15 protein-coding genes and 4 pseudogenes are annotated in these 16,306 nt (G+C 66.8%); 12 read left to right on the top strand and 7 right to left on the bottom strand.

The window, feature by feature from the left end; all coding sequences use genetic code 11:
- Nucleotides 1-28 precede the first annotated feature (28 nt).
- From IE153_RS39345 to IE153_RS39335, 3 genes are all read left to right on the top strand, one after another.
- The gene (locus IE153_RS39345; RefSeq protein ID WP_189594468.1) at nt 29-559 is read left to right on the top strand and encodes a hypothetical protein; all 531 of its coding nucleotides are present in this window, start codon (nt 29-31) and stop codon (nt 557-559) included.
- A gap of 411 nt (nt 560-970) precedes the next feature.
- Complete coding sequence (locus IE153_RS42830) at nt 971-1,504, top strand: SMI1/KNR4 family protein (RefSeq protein WP_368858390.1); 534 nt, start codon at nt 971-973, stop codon at nt 1,502-1,504.
- Nucleotides 1,505-1,615: 111 nt separating this feature from the next.
- Nucleotides 1,616-2,578: an ADP-ribosylglycohydrolase family protein gene (locus IE153_RS39335; protein ID WP_189594466.1), complete on the top strand. Its 963-nt coding sequence runs from the start codon at nt 1,616-1,618 to the stop codon at nt 2,576-2,578.
- Between the two features lie 115 nt (nt 2,579-2,693).
- On the opposite strand, the gene IE153_RS39330 is transcribed toward IE153_RS39335, so the two are convergent.
- On the bottom strand, nt 2,694-3,227 hold the full coding sequence (locus IE153_RS39330; RefSeq protein WP_189594465.1) for a hypothetical protein: 534 nt from the start codon (nt 3,225-3,227) through the stop codon (nt 2,694-2,696).
- A gap of 523 nt (nt 3,228-3,750) precedes the next feature.
- On the opposite strand from IE153_RS39330, the gene IE153_RS39325 reads away from it, so the two are divergent.
- The 3 genes from IE153_RS39325 (at nt 3,751) to IE153_RS39315 (ending at nt 6,886) form a co-directional block, all read left to right on the top strand.
- On the top strand, nt 3,751-4,308 hold the full coding sequence (locus IE153_RS39325; protein ID WP_229829396.1) for a hypothetical protein: 558 nt from the start codon (nt 3,751-3,753) through the stop codon (nt 4,306-4,308).
- Between the two features lie 1,814 nt (nt 4,309-6,122).
- The gene (locus tag IE153_RS39320) at nt 6,123-6,575 is read left to right on the top strand and encodes a MarR family transcriptional regulator (protein WP_102907254.1); all 453 of its coding nucleotides are present in this window, start codon (nt 6,123-6,125) and stop codon (nt 6,573-6,575) included.
- A complete protein-coding gene (locus IE153_RS39315; RefSeq protein WP_059423490.1) occupies nt 6,575-6,886 on the top strand; it encodes a hypothetical protein in 312 nt (103 codons plus the stop codon). Before IE153_RS39320 ends, IE153_RS39315 begins: the two co-directional genes overlap by 1 nt.
- Before the next feature lie 169 nt (nt 6,887-7,055).
- On the opposite strand, the gene IE153_RS39310 is transcribed toward IE153_RS39315, so the two are convergent.
- From IE153_RS39310 to IE153_RS39300, 3 genes are all read right to left on the bottom strand, one after another.
- Nucleotides 7,056-7,412 carry a hypothetical protein gene (locus IE153_RS39310; protein WP_189594463.1) on the bottom strand — a complete coding sequence of 119 codons (357 nt, stop codon included), beginning with the start codon at nt 7,410-7,412 and terminating at the stop codon, nt 7,056-7,058.
- 235 nt (nt 7,413-7,647) lie between these two features.
- The gene (locus IE153_RS39305; protein ID WP_189594462.1) at nt 7,648-8,157 is read right to left on the bottom strand and encodes a lamin tail domain-containing protein; all 510 of its coding nucleotides are present in this window, start codon (nt 8,155-8,157) and stop codon (nt 7,648-7,650) included.
- Nucleotides 8,158-8,979: 822 nt separating this feature from the next.
- Nucleotides 8,980-9,639 carry an HNH endonuclease family protein gene (locus IE153_RS39300; protein WP_189594461.1) on the bottom strand — a complete coding sequence of 220 codons (660 nt, stop codon included), beginning with the start codon at nt 9,637-9,639 and terminating at the stop codon, nt 8,980-8,982.
- A 240-nt stretch (nt 9,640-9,879) separates the two neighbouring features.
- On the opposite strand from IE153_RS39300, the gene IE153_RS39295 reads away from it, so the two are divergent.
- A complete protein-coding gene (locus tag IE153_RS39295; protein ID WP_229829394.1) occupies nt 9,880-11,298 on the top strand; it encodes an APC family permease in 1,419 nt (472 codons plus the stop codon).
- A gap of 144 nt (nt 11,299-11,442) precedes the next feature.
- Nucleotides 11,443-11,691, top strand: a pseudogene (locus IE153_RS39290) (transposase); the annotation flags it as partial.
- Here IE153_RS39290 and IE153_RS39285 read toward each other — a convergent pair.
- Nucleotides 11,644-12,199, bottom strand: a pseudogene (locus tag IE153_RS39285) (winged helix-turn-helix domain-containing protein); the annotation flags it as partial. The pseudogenes IE153_RS39290 and IE153_RS39285 overlap by 48 nt on opposite strands.
- A 172-nt stretch (nt 12,200-12,371) precedes the next feature.
- Between IE153_RS39285 and IE153_RS39280 the strand changes: the two are divergent.
- From IE153_RS39280 to IE153_RS39265, 4 genes and pseudogenes are all read left to right on the top strand, one after another.
- Complete coding sequence (locus tag IE153_RS39280) at nt 12,372-12,680, top strand: transposase (RefSeq protein ID WP_189594460.1); 309 nt, start codon at nt 12,372-12,374, stop codon at nt 12,678-12,680.
- Nucleotides 12,677-12,970 (top strand): annotated as a pseudogene (locus tag IE153_RS42825) (IS3 family transposase); the annotation flags it as partial. The gene IE153_RS39280 and the pseudogene IE153_RS42825, both read left to right, overlap by 4 nt.
- Nucleotides 12,913-13,554, top strand: coding sequence for an IS3 family transposase (locus tag IE153_RS39270; RefSeq protein WP_268251972.1), 642 nt, complete (start codon nt 12,913-12,915; stop codon nt 13,552-13,554). The pseudogene IE153_RS42825 and the gene IE153_RS39270, both read left to right, overlap by 58 nt.
- A 116-nt stretch (nt 13,555-13,670) precedes the next feature.
- A complete protein-coding gene (locus IE153_RS39265; protein ID WP_229829393.1) occupies nt 13,671-14,183 on the top strand; it encodes an SUKH-4 family immunity protein in 513 nt (170 codons plus the stop codon).
- A gap of 6 nt (nt 14,184-14,189) precedes the next feature.
- On the opposite strand, the pseudogene IE153_RS42970 reads toward IE153_RS39265, so the two are convergent.
- Together IE153_RS42970 and IE153_RS39250 are read right to left on the bottom strand one after the other, a co-directional pair.
- A pseudogene (locus IE153_RS42970) lies at nt 14,190-15,252 on the bottom strand (IS630 family transposase).
- 475 nt (nt 15,253-15,727) lie between these two features.
- Nucleotides 15,728-16,303: a CGNR zinc finger domain-containing protein gene (locus tag IE153_RS39250; RefSeq protein ID WP_189594456.1), complete on the bottom strand. Its 576-nt coding sequence runs from the start codon at nt 16,301-16,303 to the stop codon at nt 15,728-15,730.
- Nucleotides 16,304-16,306: the final 3 nt, after the last annotated feature.

Raw genomic sequence — 16,306 nt, 5'->3', positions numbered from 1 at the left:
CGGCCTCCTGGTCGTCCTGGTGAGCGCCGTGGCCGTCAGCGCTGCGACCATCTGGTTCCTTTCCAAGGACAGCTATGAAGACGGCTACCGAGTCGGCAACGCACTCGACGGTGACATCCAGGCCGGGCTCGAGGTGACGAGCCCTCACACGCAGGTCGGCAACGAGTACTGGGTCCCACTGCCCACCGCCGACAACGTCTCCGACCAGCCGCTGACACTGCTGCGCGGTGAGATCACGCAGGTTCCCCAAGGACTCAAGATCGTCGGCTACAAAGCCCTCAGCCACGAAGACACCGACGGACACCCGCTGAGCGCCTCCCCCGTCAAGGGCTCACCCGGCGTACCCAACCTGACGAAACTGCCGGATCACTCCAGCCGGCCGTCCCTCGTACCAGCGCACGAACCCGGCGACGTCTTCTGGGCAGCCCGAGTCCGCGTCACCGGCAAGGTCACCGGCGATCTGACCGGATGCCGCTACTACTACCGCCAGGACGGCACCGAGTACCGACAGGACGTTGCCTGCAACTCCAAGATCCGTCTCGGACCGCCCTTGGACTGACGGCCGCTACGCCTCAGGGCCCGCACCGAACACCGAGTTCGGTGCGGGCCTCGGCAGCACTTAGAGGCCGGGTCGTTCTTGTGCTGCGGCAATTGCCAGGCTCGTGGTCGCGGCCGCCGCGAGTCTCCCAGGTTGTAAGAGAGGGCAGGCCGGACAGCTACCGGCAGCGGCCAGGCGCTCGTACGGTTCGTGCTCGCCCCGGGCACGACGTGGCAGGCGCGACGCTCGGCCGCCGGCTCCCTTGTCGGCTCCACTCGGCGAAGCGACGGTGAAGGTCGGCCTGGACGGGACGAAGCCCGGCGGCAGCCCCGATGCCGGTCTGGTCCCAAACCTCACATCGAGCTGCGGTGACGCGAACGAACGCCAGTACTGTGCTGCTGTGACCAGTGAAGATGCTGACCGCGGGGCGTTCTGGGACGGCGCTGCGGTCCGTGCCCGTGTTGCCGCCGTGGCCCAAGAAGACCCTCGGCGTCAGCGTTTCGGGTCCTCACAATTAGTTATCGACTTCGGCCTCCTCTGGCGGAGGACACGATCGGGCTGTTCGAGCAGCAGCATGGTGTCGGGCTCCCCGCTTCCTACCGGAGCTTCCTCAAGGATGTCGCCGACGGGGGAGCGGGACCGGACTATGGGCTCCTTGGCCTTACAGAGGAAGTAGATGGCGAAGAGGCTCTGCACGACCTTCGAGAAGAGGGCCGACATGCGGGCTTCCTGTCCACTCCGTTTCCGCACACCAACGAGTGGCGGGGGCCGGGGAAGGGCGGCGACGCCAACTACTCGGTCGAAGGGAGCCTGGTCATCGGGGAGTGCGGTTGCGGCACGTTCCACCGCCTGGTCGTCACGGGGAAAGACGCTGGTCGCGTCTGGTTCGACGATCCTGACTGGGGCGGCCTGACGCCGGGGCCGGACTTCCGAGACTGGTACTTGGCATGGCTGGCTACGACCTGACTCAGGCGGTGCACATCCGTGGACGAGACCCGTTCGCCGCCTGTGGATCGGGTAGCAGTGGAAGGAAATTGGGCCGTGCGGCCGTCGGCGCGGCGCGGATAGCCTGCGCGAATGATGCGGATTCAGCGTGCGGCCGGCGCGGTCGTCGGCTCAGCCGTGGGCGATGCCCTGGGCGCCCCCTTCGAGTTTGGCTCCCCGGGAGCGTTCTCCGCGCAGTTTCCCGCGCCCGGTGCCGGTGGCGAGATGTGCGGAGGTGGTGGCTGGGACCCCGGCGAGGCCACTGACGACACGCAGATGGCCGTCCTGGTCGCGGAGTCCCTGCTGGGGCGGGGCGGGCTGGATCTGCCGGACATCTTCGCCCGCTTCCAGCGGTGGGCGGCATCAGAACCGAAGGACATCGGTCTGCAGACGGAAGACGTCCTGACCAACGGCATGCCCTGGGACCTCGCCGCCGCGATTCATTTCCAGGTCAACCAACGAGCAGCGGGAAACGGCTCCTTGATGCGGGCCTCTACCTCTGCGGTCCACTTCGCCCCCGCCGGCCAGAAAGCCACCATGGACGCGGCTCACCGTATCGCCGCCCTCACTCACGGCGACCGCGCGGCCTGGGAGGGCACCGCGATCTTCCACGAACTCATCCGCCTTACGCTCGAGGACACCGACCCCCTCGCCGCGCTCCCGGAGATCCTGGCCCTTGTCCACCCCGACCACCGCGGCCGCTACGCCACCGTCCTCGCCCCCGACTGGCACCCCGATCAGGCAACCGAGTTCAACGGCGCCGTCTGGCCCTGCCTGGGCTCAGCCGTCTGGGCCCTACGCACCACCAACGACTTCGAAGACGCAATACGCGCGGCGATCGACCTCGGCGGTGACACGGACACCGTCGCCGCGGTGACCGGAGGCCTCGCTGGGGCGTACTACGGGCTGGACGCAATCCCCGCCCACTGGACCCAACCGCTCCATGTCCCCCTCCCAGGCTTCGACGGACGGGTGCTGCACCTAGCAGATCTACTCCACCTTGCAGAGCGCCTTATGGAGGGGCCGTCGATGAGACAGACGTCGCAGCCCGCATGACGGCGAACTGGCGGTGTGTAGGGGAGAGCAGACGCCTGGCTTCCAGAGGCGCGGTGCACGCGCCGCCGGCCAACTGGCGGCACTGGTGACGTAGCCGGACCCGGTAGGGCTTTGTTCAGATGAGGCTAGGCTCCTGTGCGTGTGGATCACGGCGCATCAGGTCTGGGCGGAGGTCAGCAAGGGCGAAAGCCCGCATGAGCCCGTCCACCAGGGCCCGCTCGATCTTGTAGAGCCGCGCTCGCTCATCTCGCTGGAGCAAATGGGCCGCACCCTCTGGGCCGACGTGGCGCTGCACCGCCTTGACGCTCGTTAGGGTCCCACCGATCTTGGTCCGCGGTATTGGGTTTGTTGGGTGAACGGCGAAGTATTGCTGGACCTCGTCGTACGAGGCCGTGCCGCCCATCTCCACGATGCGACGCAGTACCGCTCGGGCCCTGGGCATGAGGGCTGCGATCATCTGGAACAGATGGCGGTCCGTCCAACCGCCCCCAAGATCGTCCTCGTCCAGGTCGTCCGGCCCAGGTCGGGGCTCGGATACCGGTGCGTCGGGCCAGCCGGCCGGGACATCGGGACGGAGCCCGTAAGCCGCCTGCACGGCCGCGATCGCCTGCTCGTAGCTGTCGGCCTCGGTGTCGATAGTCAGCCGCACGCCCCGCCCCTTCGTGATCGACGTGACCATCCTGCCCCACGAGCCGCCCGCCCATCTCGCCTCGTAGTCGATCGGAGCGCGGGTGACTTGGGTCGGCCTTCTCATCCAAGACGTACTTCAGCGCGCCGCGGACAGCCGCCCGTCCAGCCGGAAACTCGCCCTCGTGCCCCTCGTAACAGGGCTTGGCGATCCTGGTCGCCACGTCGGACTCGCGCGTCCGCAGCTCAGGCCGCTGGCCGTAGATGCCGGGACACGACTTCAGATGGGCCCAATGAGGCTGACCCAAAACCGGTGCTGCCTGGCGGACAGGGCCAACTTGCGTGGCGACAGGTGGTCGCCGGACCGCCCATGGTGCGCGTCTTGCACGTCTCCCCGGTGAGCGCGATGGAAGACTGGGTTCCGACGACCGGCCAGCCGAGTCGCCGGCGGGGCGGCCGATTCTCCTCGACTCTCTGAACCGGACAGGACCTCGCCGTTGCGCCTCTACGCCCAGACTCCCGCACGCCGGAACCGCCAGGTGCTCGTGGACCTGATCGCCGTGGCTCTGATCGCTACCACGGTGTGGGTGGCCTTCTTTGTCCGGGACACGATCATGCTGTTGGCCGAGCCGGGGCAAAAGGTTGAGAGCTCCGGACACGGCCTCGCCGAGGACCTCGGTAACGCCGGGGACGCGGCGTCGAACGTACCGTTCGTCGGCGATGTGCTGAAGAAGCCGCTCCAATCCGCGGCCGACGCCAGCACCGATTTCGCGGATGCGGGCGCATCGTTCCAGGAGACCGTCACTCAAATCGCCGATGTGGCCACCACGGCTCTCGTTGTCGTCCTGGTGCTCCTGATCCTGGTGCTGTGGCTGCCTCCGCGTCTGCTCTGGATTCGTCGCAGCATGATCGTCCGTCGCCTCACCGACGCGCCGGGCGGTGCCGACCTGCTCGCCCTACGTGCTCTCACCGGTCCACCGGCCGCCCTCGTCAAGTTGCCGACCCCGCCCGGCGGCTTCGCCGACGCCTGGCGTCGGCGTGACCAGGAGGCCATCGCCATTCTGAGCGCGGCCGCCCTCGCACACACGGGCCTGCTTCCCTGACGGACGCCCGAGCAGGTCCTCGGTGGGCAAGCACCGGGCGTGGCTGGCGTGCCGAGACAGGCCGTATCAACGCTGCGGCGGACGATGTCGAGGACGACTCCGAGGTGCTGGGTGGTCCGGGCAGTGAGGTGGCCGGTGTAGCCGCCGTCGGCCCAGACCCGTGACAGCGGAGCGAGCAGGTTCCACTCGCCGTTCCTCCAGCGCCACATGATCAGCCGCCACTCACCGCACCTGGCCACAACGGACTCCAGACCCTCATGAGCCCACGGTGCGCGCGGTGGTCCGCCAGATCGTCCGCACCGCCCCGCTGGATCCGGCGGGGCCGCACAGGCGGCGGTGATGTGTCCGACACCACGAGGCCGACACCGGACGCTGGTGCGCGAGGAGATTGGCGCTCCTCAATCTCGGACTCACGGCGTGGGTGCAGCGCAGCATTTGCATGAGCCCGCGTAGCACGCTGCATTGGCCGGAGGACGACACTGGTTGGTGCAGCAGGTGGCGCCGGCTTCTTCTGCTTCTGGAAAACGATCCGGTGTAGCTGGCGCTACCGGCATGCTGCTCCGTTCTCGCTGAGAACGACGACGGCGCCCTCCGAGTCGGGGGCCGCTGTGTGGTGCCCAGGGTGGGCGGTGGTTCAGCTGACTAGCCGGAGGGCCGGCTGGGCCTCAGGGGCCGGGGCGTCTTGGCCGCGTCTGGGTGGGGTCGAAGTCGGTGCTGGTGCGGGCGTCTCGGGCCCGCAGGGGCCGGATGCCGTCGGTAGGCAAGTTCAGCGGCCACACGAACGTGTCGGGGGCCTTGAGGTGGTTGACCATGTGGGTCAGCGACTTCGTGCGCAACCCGCGTTCGGAGAATCAGTACCTGGGCCTCGTCACCGGTGAACTGCGACCGTGAGGTCCTGGCAGGGTCCGGCTCCAGACAGTGCTTGGTGATCCCTGCAGAACTCTCTTGCTGGTGCAGGTAGGTACTTGAGTGCGGGTCACGACCTCGGGCGGTGGGTGCTATTGCCGTCGTCAGACTGCTGGTTGACGACCACTTCGAAGGGTGGCTGAGCAGCGTGGTACCAGGGGCCTTCGCCGGCCCCTGGACCCCGCTGCCCCCGCCACTTCCCGGCGCGAATCCGTTTCGTGGTGGCCGAGACCATACGCGCCGGAAAGCGGCGGGGTACGGGTGGCGGAGGTCCGGGAGACTGGCACCACTTGTGTGGTCGGGGGTCCAAGTCGATTGTTCGACTGCAGACCGGAAGGGCGCTCGGGTGGTGGACTTCCGGTCCGTTCGTCCTAATGCCACAGGTTCGACTAGGTGAGCCTGACTCCTGCCGTACTGAAGTGTTCGGCGTTGCCTGTGCCGTGGTGCGCACGGCGGGGCTCCTACTGAGGTAAGAGAGCGCGGCCACTCGTTGGCCTCTGACCTGCGTAAATACCTCGAACAAGCAAGATCGGAGGAACTGGCAGGCAGTTCCTCCGGCAGCAGAGGGCGATCAGGAGACCTGAGTGAACAGATCCTTCAGTCGTGTCACACAGTGCCATGAAACGTGCACCACGATCTGACAGACCCGGATAGCGGTCCTGAGAACTGGCACCCCGGCAGAAGGATCTGAGTACCACGATCCTGCAGCCGGAGTAGATTGACGTGACGTACATGAGAGTTCGGCGATGCGGTGCGGCTGGATGGTGCGAATCCTGGGCATGTCAGCAGGCGACACGGCCGACAGGCACGGTTGATTGACTTCCTGCTCATGTACGTTAAGTTCATCTAGTCGGCCTTGCAGCCGCCTCTCATGAACCGTTGAACAACCCCCGTGCACGGAGGGACCGTTGGGAGCAGTACGCAGGCTGGTTGATGCCGAGACGGGCGAGGCGGTCCCCTACGCGCCGTACGCCTTCTCCGGCAGGCACACGCAGGTTGACAAGGCGCGCGTCGAGGCGATCACCGAATCGAAGGCGTTCACGCCCAGCCAGAAATTCCTCGTCCTGTGGTGGATCGGTGTATCGCCCGAGGGCATGGAACCGTTGAGGGCCACCGGGGCCGACATCGCCAAGCGGGTGGGGATGTCCACCGACGCTGTCGGGAAGATCAACCGGAAGCTGGCCAAGCACCGCATCCTGATCGTCCGCGGACGCATCGGCAACTACAACTTCTACCGGATCAGCCCCTACATCGCCTTCCACGGAACCGGGCTCGAGCAGCGTGAAGCGGTGAAGACGTGCAACCCGCCCGACATCCCCGGATTCAACGAGAACGTGCCTGCACGGTGGGAGGCCCAGTGATCAGCAGCGACGACAAGCAGAAGAACCTCGAGCTGCTTGAGAAGACGGCCGGCATGACCGCCAACCAGCGCCTCGTCGTCATGCTGTACGCCCTGCACCCGACCGACCGGTCCGGAGCCGTACTCGAGACCGCCGCCAACCTGGCCAAACTCGTCGGAATGGCCGCACCCGTCTTCTCCCGCACCCGCAAGCAGGTCATCGAAGCCGGCTGGCTCGAGGAGACCGAGAGGCTCGGCCACATCAGGTACTACCGGCTTGACCCCAAGCGGATGGGCGAGAACGTCGTCGTCCCCCTCCGCCGTGCAACCTGACGTCCCACAGACCGCTCCTCATTGACGTGAAGTACATGAGGAGCGGTCTGCAGGACCGTTCCCCTTGACCTTCGGGCAAGCTCCGAGCGCGACCGGTGCGCGCAGCCCGCAGAGCGGGGTACGCGCCAGCTCGTCGCAATCGAGTGCCCAGGGGTGAGGAGAGGCAGCATTAGATCTTGGGCCCGGGGTTTTTGGGCTGTCCTCCCATGCGGTGGTCGCTCCAGTCGATGCCGTCGTCGTGCTCTTTGCTCGATGCGAGTCCGAGGAACCCGAGTAGGGGAGCTGCGATGAGGATTGCGCCGCACAGGCTGCCGATCGCGACGTAGGCCGCCGCGGCGGTGAGGGCCCAGAACAAGACGTCGCACCCGATCCGCGCCCACAGCGGGAACGGGGCACGCCAGGCGTGGTAGCGGCGGTACAGGCGCACAAGCTTGCCGGAGCCGCGCTTGAATCGGCGGGCATGTGCGTTGCCTGGCCGAGCTGCATGGCCGCCATCGTCATACCGATGTCCCTTTTTCTCACCCATGGATCTCCTGGTCCCTTCGGGTGCCCCGAGGACCACAGCAGTCCTCCTCTTGACGGCCAGCGTCACCCGAGACACGGCGCGCGAGCGAAGGCAGCTGGGTCGTGCGGGCTCGGTGTCGCTCCGATCGCCGGGTAGCGGTGGCCTGGGGCGCGGTCCTGGCACCTTGCAGCAGCGTCGCCCCAGGTGAGCCGGGGTGGGCTCAGTGGCAGTTGGCCCAGAGTTGGCTGGGGTGGTCTCAGCTGTGGAAGTTGATGTAGCCGTTGCCGTCAGAATCGTTGCTGCGGCTGGTGTAGGCGTGGACGTCGGCTCGGCTGCCTGTGGGCTTGTACAGGTAGATGGTGTCCTTGTCGTTGTTCCACAGGAAGTTGCAGTTGTCGCGGTAGACGACGTTGTTCGTGTCGGAGTCGGTGCCGTGGCCGCCGCGCAGCTTTACATAGTCGCCGGGCTGCAGGTAGTGGCTGCTGGTGAAGGTGAAGCGGTTGCCGGTGGCGTCCTTGACGACGTAGCCCTTGAGGTTGATCGTCGAGCGGGACGAGTAGTTCTTCACCGTCAGGTACTCCTGGTCGGTGTTGCCCGAGGAGCAGCTGTTGGAGTCCCGGCCCGGCGCGTCGTACTGGACTCCGCGGATCTTCAACGCCGAGCTGTACTCGGCCGCGTGTGCCGGCACCAGGGTCAGGGTGGTCAGTGCGCCGGCCGTAACAGCGGCAGCCGTGACGAGGTTCTTGCGCAAGAGCGGGCTCCCCATTGTTGAGCGGGTGGTGTCACCTGTGCGGGACACGCGCCCCGTGTTCGGTGGTTGCGGGGAAGGAGGACCTTCACCCGTTCGAAGGATGCAGAGGCACGTGGGCTGTGGGAGAAGCCCGGCCACCGACGCCCGCTGCCTCCACTGGGGCTTGTGGGCCGCGGCGAGAGGCGGGACGCGAAGCATCGGGCATGGCTGATCGAAGCCCGTAACGCCCGCCAGTACGAGCCCGTCATCGTCTATCTGCGCGCACCTCGAAGGCCAGTTCCGGGGGGCCCTGGCCTGGATCAGCCCAACTCGGCGAGGTCACTGACATGGGCCGGGGCGTCCTGGCACAGGTGCACTGGCCCTACGTGAGTGCCGTCGACCAGGCGCTCACCGACCGCGGCATCCCGCCCGGGATTGTCCGGGCCGGCATCGCCCTGCGCCCCTACTACGAGACCGACCGCCGCGCAGCGATCTCCGGGCTCCTGGTCTGGGCCGTCAGCAGCACCGGCACGCGGGGCGGGGTCCGGACGTCCTGGGACGACGAAACCGGCTGGTCCTACGCCAAGCTCGGTCCCCACGCCCAGGACGTTCTCCTTGAAGCACCCGTCACATCGCTGCGCCGCGTCTTGCCGCCCCGGACGACGTCGGCGAGCACACAGCGGAGTGGGACCGGGCATCGGAGGTGCGGAAGTCGATCGAGGCGTTCCACCAGCACAGGGGCAAGAAGACGAGCTGATCGCCTCTCCCTTCAGCGGTACGCGACGCCCCGCTTCCCGCATGGATACCGGCGTCCGCGCCCGCCGCCCGCGGCGGCACGGCCGGTGTCCGGGCCTGCCGTCAGGTGACCGGGGTGTAGGTGACGGTCTGGTCGGGACAAGCGGCGGCAAGGTCGTCCAGGGCGGCGTGTTCGGTGTCGTCGGTGGTGAGGTTCCAGCGGAGTTTGGTGGCGGTCCATTCGGCCGCGTATCGGCAGTGGACGTCGGCGGCCGGGGGCAGCCACTGGGCGGGGTCCTGGTCGGCTTTGCTGCGGTTGGAGCGGGCGGTGACCGCAACGAGCGACGCTTCCTGGCCTTGGTCGTTGGCGTAGGCCTCGCGGCGCTGCGCGGTCCAGGCGGAGGCTCCACTGTCCCAGGCCTCTGCCAAAGGCACCATGTGGTCGATGTCCAGGCCGGAGGCGGACGTCACAGTGGTCTGGTCGTAGTACGACCACCAGCTGCCGCCGGTGAGACGGCACCTTGGGTCCACGACTGGCATTTCGACAGCTTCTGCGATGAGGACCTCGTTGCGAGTGGTGCAGCCGTCGGCCGGGTCGTCGCCGGAATTCCAGTGCTTGAACGCCTCACGGGTGTAGCCGTCGCGGGACTCGGTGGCCAGCGGCAGGCTCGCGACGGCCCCGGCGAGCGGAACGGTCTCGGCGGCCTGAGCGGGCGGTGCGGCGGTGAGGGACAGGACGGTGAGGAGCGCGGCGGGCAGGCCGCGCAGCAGAGCGGTACGCATGTACCTGTAGGTAGCGGGTGCTCCGAGGCAGGCCCGAAGCGCAACTGGCGGTTTCGGGCCTGCAAATTGGGAGCGCTCACCGTCTCCGGCGGACCAGATTCAGCACATTAGGTGCATGACGAGTGTGACGTGGCCTCCTATTCAAGTCACCATCCCCACCTTTCACATCGGGGCAGGTCGTTCAGGGCAGAACCGTAAGCAACGCTGGCCCTCGGCCACTGCCAACGATTGGGAGACGCCATGTCCCGCACCTCGCCAAGTTCGCCTCCGAGCCTTGCCGCCCAACCAGAACTGAAGCGGGTGATGGGTCCGGGCCTGCTACTGCTCTTCATTGTTGGCGACATCCTTGGGACCGGGATCTACGCTCTGACAGGACAGGTGGCGGGGGAGGTTGGAGGTGCCGCCTGGCTGCCGTTCGTCGTCGCGTTCGTTGTCGCGTCGATCACTGCCTGCTCGTATCTGGAGCTGGTAACCAAGTATCCGCAGGCCGCGGGTGCTGCCCTGTACGTACACAAGGCGTTCGGCAAGCACTTCCTGACCTTCTTAGTGTGCTTTGCAGTCATGTGTTCCGGCATCACCTCGGCGTCGGCAGCCTCGCGTGCCTTCGCCGCCAACCTTGCCACTGGCTTTGGGCTCGAGGCGGGTGATGAGCTCATCCTGCTCATTGCCCTCGGCTTCATGGGCTTAGTCATGCTGGTGAATCTGCGAGGCGTGGCCGAGAGTCTCAAGGTCAACGTGCTGCTGACGGCCGTGGAACTCTCCGGTCTGCTCCTCGTCATCCTGATCAGCGGCTGGTTCATCGCCGGCGGCGATGCAGACTTCTCCCGCACTGTCGTCTTCGAAACCGGCTCCGACAAGGGCGTGGTCCTGGCGGTGAGCACCGCGACGTCGCTGGCCTTCTTCGCCATGGTCGGCTTTGAGGACTCGGTCAACATGGCGGAGGAGACCAAGGATCCGGCGCGGATCTTTCCCCGCATGATGTTCACCGGCTTAGGCATCACCGGACTGATCTACGTCTTGGTATCCATCTGCGCCGTCGCGGTGGTGCCCGTCGGAGACCTCGCCTCCAGTGAGACGCCCTTGGCGACAGTGGTGCAGACGGCCGCACCCGACTTCCCGATCGCTGACCTGCTGCCGTTCATATCCATGTTCGCAGTGGCCAACTCCGCACTGATCAACATGATGATGGCCAGCCGCCTGCTGTACGGGATGAGTAGGCAGGGGGTGCTGCCGCCCTTCCTCGCCAAGACCCATCCCATACGGCGCACTCCGCACGCTGCGATCCTCTTCACTACCGCCGTCGCCTTCGGCCTAGTCGCCTACGTCTCGCTGAACCCCGATAGCTCCGTCGTGGCGCTGTTGGGAGGAACGACGTCGCTTCTGCTGCTCACTGTGTTCGTGAGTGTTCACCTGGCGGTACTTGTCCTGCGCAAGGACAAGGTCGACAGGCCACACTTCCGGGCTGGCCGCGTGCTACCCGTTGTGGGGGCGGTCACCTGCCTCTATCTGGTCTTGCCTTGGTCCTCGGGGCGCCCGGCAGACCAGTACAGCATCGCCGGTGTGCTGTTGCTGGCCGGCGTTGCCCTGTGGGCTGTTTCCTGGGCTAGCCGCCGAGGCGCTTCTGAGGCGGACCAACCGGAGGATCACTCGCCGCGTTGATGCAGCAGCACAGGTGTATCGAACCCCATGCGGGACCGTAGATAGTCACTGACGTCTGTAGGAGTTGTTGCTTGCGTCAGGTTCTTTGGCCCTGGGGGGACGCCGTAGGCAGCGCGGACCGAGGAGACTCCGTTAGCCCGGTTCGTGGCGGATGTGTTCGCGTCCGTGCCTCGCCGGGACCAGCGCGCCAAGGGTGACTGTTACCTGCGGGGGCTGATGCTGGACGGCCGGCGCAAGTCGATCGCCGCTGTGGCAGGCCGATTGCCGGACGGCGATGAGCAGAATCTGCAGCAGCTCGTGCACCAGCCGCCGTGGGATCCCCAGCCGGCACGGCAGCGGACCACGTTTCGCGTGCGGCGGCGTCATGGAGAAGCCGGCTTCGTCCTCGAAGACGAGCCAGGCTCCACGGGCCGCCGCGAGTCTTCCGCGCAGGGCCAGACCTCCTTGACCCAGCCGGCGACGGCCTCGTCGTCCCGCTCCAGGGCCCGGCGGGCGGGGACCTGGCACGACCAGCCGTTGCCGACCAGGAGCTTGCGCACGCCCTGGACCGTGTAGGTCATGTGGAAGCGCCGGCCGATCACCGTCTTGATCCGGCCCAGCGTCCAGCGCTGGTCCTCCCAGCCATGGGCGGCCGGCCCCTTGGCGAGCTCCCGTTCCAGCTTGGTGAACTGCTCGTCGCTCAGCCGGGGCAGCGATGCCGGGCCGCTGGAGTCCAGGGCCTGCGAGCCGCCCTCGGCCCAGGCCCGGCGCCAGCGCTGAACGGAGCGGACGCTGACCCGCAACTCTTTGGCGACCGCCGCGTTCGTCTCACCGCGCGCGAACCGCTCGGCCGCCTCCAGCCGAAACCGTTCCCGGAGCTCCCGACGCTCGGCGGTCAGCCCGCCCCTTGTGGATACCGCATCCCACGGTGATATCGCACGGAGCGGCCCCCGGTCAGCCGAACGCGACATCACGAGTTCAGCCTCAGTAATGGAGTCCTACTACTGAACTTGATTGAGTGATGTCGTGGGCTTGATCCGCTTTGACGGACATCGAAGATCAGGGGCTTCGGTCCCAGAAGGATGATGTCCATCATGGAGAGCATGGGGAAGAAGAAGCCGCGTCCTCGCCGCTCGTTCACGCCGGAGTTCAAGGCTGAGATCGTCGAGCTGTGCCGACGTGGTGACCGCTCGGTCGGTCAGGTCGCCAAGGACTTCGACCTGACCGAGACCGCGGTGCGTGACTGGGTCCGGCAGGCCGGGGTCGACGCTGGCGAGCGCGACGGCCTTACCAGCAGCGAGCGCGAGGAACTGGCCCGGTTGCGGCGGGAGAACCGCCGGCTGCGGGAGGACGTGGAGGTCCTCAAGCGGGCCACGGCTTTCTTCGCGAAGGAGACCCGGTGAACGTGCACCCGTTCATCGAGGCGGAGAAGCAGGCAGGTCACAGCGTCAAACGCGCATGTGAACTGCTCAAGGTCTCCCGTGCCGCCTTCTACGCCCGCCGCGCCGGCACCCCTGGCCCCCGCGCTGTGCAGGACGCGGAGCTGACCGAGCAGATCACCACGGTCCACGCCCAGTCCCGAGGCACTTACGGGGCCCCGCGCATCCACGCCGTCCTCAAGCGTGAGGGCGCGGCCTGCGGCCGCAGACGCATCGCCCGGCTGATGCGGGCCGCCGGGCTCGCCGGCCGGCACCGCAAACGCCGACACCGCACCACGATCCCCGACCCGCACGCGGTCACCCGCCCGGACCTGGTCTTGCGCGACTTCCGACCCGACCCGACCCGACCGCGGTCGACACCCGCTGGTGCGGCGACATCACCTACATCCCCACCGACGAGGGCTGGCTCTACCTGGCCACCGTCATCGACATCGCATCCCGACGGGTGGTCGGCTGGGCCACCGCCGACCACCTGCGTACTGAGCTGGTCGCCGACGCACTGCGAGCCGCCTGCCACCAGCGCCGCCCCACAGGTTCCGTGATCTTCCACTCCGACCGCGGCTGCCAATACACCAGCCGTGAACTCGCCCAGCTGGCCAACCAGTTGCGTGTTCGGCTATCCGTTGGCCGCACCGGCCAGTGCTGGGACAACGCGCTGGCCGAGTCATTCTTCGCCACCCTTAAGAACGAGCTGATCGGCACCCAGCCCTGGCCGAGCAGGTCCGCCGCCCACACCGCGATCTTTGAGTGGATCGAAAGCTGGTACAACTTGCACCGACTGCACAGCAGTCTCGACTACCGCAGCCCCGCCGACTACGAGGCCGCACTCGCAGCCTGACCACCACACCGATGGTGTCCGTCAAAGCGGAACAAGCTCAGTCGGGGCCCTCCGCAGGGTGGCAGGGGCCAGCTCGCGCCTTCCCGGTGTGGCCGGAGCACGAGGATGATGGTTGCGTGATCCGAGACTTCCCGCCGTTGCCGTTGCCCCAGTACGCCGTGGTCCGTATCGGCTGCTCACCACGGGTGCCTGCCGAGATCGCCGCCGATCTGCGGGAAGTCGGCGTCCCAGCAGGGCTGATCGGTTATGAGTACCAACCGCTGACTGAGGCGACGCTCCTGGACGGGATCGGTGAGAGCGGGTTGGTCGTCTTCGGGTCCAGCGGCCTGTTCGGTCGGCTCGGCCTCGATGTGGCTTCGCGTCGCGTCGTGCAGATCCCCAAGATCGGGTCCGCGACCGCCCGGCATGTGAACAGGGACCTCGGGGCCTTCCACCGGTGCGTCGCGGGCATCATCGCCCGCTTCCCGTTCTACGAGGAAGACGAGGAGGACAGGTTCCAGGAGGTGGCGGACGAGCTTCGTCGGCTCCTCGCTGCTCTCGATGCCACCGCACTCGCAGACAACGGGTTGTGGGAGACCTTGTGTGATGACGTGGCGATAGGCGACTACGCGAACTGGGAGGAGGAATGAGTCACGTCAGTCCTCAAGGGTCAGGCCGGTGGTTGCGAGGCAGCCGTCGACGAGTTCTGGACGGTACTGGATCCTCTTGAGCCGACGTTTCACGCTCGGGTGATCTGAGTGAGGTCCCCGGCGGCGAGGTTGCCGATCTCCCGTTTGACCAGTGACCAGATGCCCTCCTGTGGGTTGAGGTCCGGGGCGTAGGTGGGCAGGTGGAACACGGTGAGCCACTCGGCGTTCGTCTCGATGAACGCACGCATGCCGGCGGTCAGGTGCAGGCGGAGGTTGTCCCAGACCAGGACGATCGGGCCGCCGAGCTGGATGCGGGCGCGGACGATCAGGTTGCGGAAGTCGCGCCAGCCGAAGCCCTTCGGTTCGCCCTGGCGGCCGCGATACTCGCGGATCGAGTAGATCAGCCGGGACCGCTCGCCCGGCTTATAGCAGGTCATGCCCGCCATCGACACCCGCCCGGAGCCGCGGCCCCTCACCCTCACGACCGGGGTCTGACCGATCCGCCCCCAGGTTCTGGCGCGCGGCGGAGTTATCGACTGCCCGGCCTCGTCTTCGAAGACGATCCAGGCCCCGCGCTCCGCCGCGATGCTCTTACCCGCGGCCAGGTCTCCTTCTTCCATACCTCGACCGCGTCGTCATCGCGCTCTATCGCACGCCGAGTGGGCTGCTGCCAGCTCCAGCCGTGCCGCTTCAGCAGCCGCCAGGTGCCCTCGACCGTGTAGGAGACGTGGAACAGTCGGCCGATGAGCGTCTTGATCCGTGCCAGCGTCCACCGCTGGTCCGTCCAGCCGTGAGCCAGCGGACCACACTCCAACTCCCGCTCCAGCCTGGCGACCTGAACTTCGTTGAGCCGAGGCCTTCCCGGCGACCCCTTCGACAGAACCCCGGCCTCACCGCCCTCGCGCCAGGCCCGACGCCACCGCTCAACCGACCGCACACTGATCCGCAGGGCAGCGGCAACCTCTGCGTTCTTCTGCCCGCTCTCGAAACGCTCCACGGCCTGGAGCCGCAATCGCTCCCGCGTAGTTCTTTCGGCGTCGGTCAGTCCGCCGCCCTGCGCGTACCTCACACCCCAGGGCTACCGGTGCCGACACCCAACTGTCAGGCGAACCCCACCGACATCACCCAATCAAGTTCAGTAGCTAGCGTGGTTCCCAATCGCTATTGGCAATGGATGCCATGAGCTAATGATCGGGCCCATTGACTCATCGGCGCGATCTATTCTTCTCGAGGTCCGCCTCAGTCGAATGGCAGGTGCCGCGACCCGGAGGCATGGTATGAACCAGATGGTATGAACCAGATGCGTGCGGGCCGCAGTAGACCATCAAGAAATGCCGATGCGCTAAAGCGGAGAATCCGCTCCTGCCTGCTTTGCCGCTTCTGTGCTCGATGTGAAGTTCCCCTGTGGGCATCACATATGCGCTACGCTATTCCGAAGGTTTTCGGCCATGTCGGGTCCCGCGTTCAGCGTCATCGTGCCTGATTTATGGCGCCTCGGTGACGTTGGCGCGGAAACCGCGATAAAGGCAGAAAGTTCAAGCCACCTACGTGTCTAATCGGCGCCCGCACAAGCTTCGTGGGCGTGGCTGAGTATCGCTCGCTTCAGTGGATCCGTTGGCCCGGTGGCGGGCGACCGCGTCGTTGTTGGCACATCTTACTGAGCAGTAGGCGCGGCGCCCATTGCGAGAGGTGTCCACGAATGCCAGTTTGCAGACGCTTCGTGCGCATCGGCCGAGCCTGGTCGGGGAAGCCGAACAGACGACGTAGGACAGACCGGTCGCGGTGACCGCCTTGATGTGCGAGGAAGGGTCCGAACCCGGAGCGCTGTAGTGCATGTGGGGGGTGCCGTCGTGGAGCGAGATCTGCGGTGTGCTGGCGGCTTCCGCCAACAGCGAGTTGATCTTCTTGCAGCGTTCGTCCAGGGGTTGGTCACCGAAGCAGCGGGCGAGCCGCCGGCTCCACTCCCATATCTCGACCGTTTGCGGCGGAGTCAGTGCTCGGTTCGCGATGCCGTGCGCGGACAGGATCTGCTCGAGCTCGTGCGGCGTCCAAGGGGCAGGGCTGTTGACGAGATCTGCGGCGAGTCGCGCCGCCTCACCACCGTAAGGGTTGAATTGCATAGC

It is taken from the genome of Streptomyces massasporeus (assembly GCF_014648995.1).
GTDB lineage: Bacteria > Actinomycetota > Actinomycetes > Streptomycetales > Streptomycetaceae > Streptomyces > Streptomyces massasporeus.
Note: the sequence above shows the minus strand (reverse complement) of the source record. Positions and strands in the feature narration are given on the sequence as shown.

Coding starts and splice junctions, on each gene's coding strand:
- IE153_RS39335 (WP_189594466.1), top strand. CDS start 1,616: ATGATGCGGATTCAGCGTGCGGCCGGCGCGGTCGTCGGCTCAGCCGTG.
- IE153_RS39310 (WP_189594463.1), bottom strand. CDS start 7,412: ATGGGTGAGAAAAAGGGACATCGGTATGACGATGGCGGCCATGCAGCT.
- IE153_RS39305 (WP_189594462.1), bottom strand. CDS start 8,157: ATGGGGAGCCCGCTCTTGCGCAAGAACCTCGTCACGGCTGCCGCTGTT.
- IE153_RS39300 (WP_189594461.1), bottom strand. CDS start 9,639: ATGCGTACCGCTCTGCTGCGCGGCCTGCCCGCCGCGCTCCTCACCGTC.
- IE153_RS39295 (WP_229829394.1), top strand. CDS start 9,880: ATGTCCCGCACCTCGCCAAGTTCGCCTCCGAGCCTTGCCGCCCAACCA.
- IE153_RS39280 (WP_189594460.1), top strand. CDS start 12,372: ATGGAGAGCATGGGGAAGAAGAAGCCGCGTCCTCGCCGCTCGTTCACG.
- IE153_RS39250 (WP_189594456.1), bottom strand. CDS start 16,303: ATGCAATTCAACCCTTACGGTGGTGAGGCGGCGCGACTCGCCGCAGAT.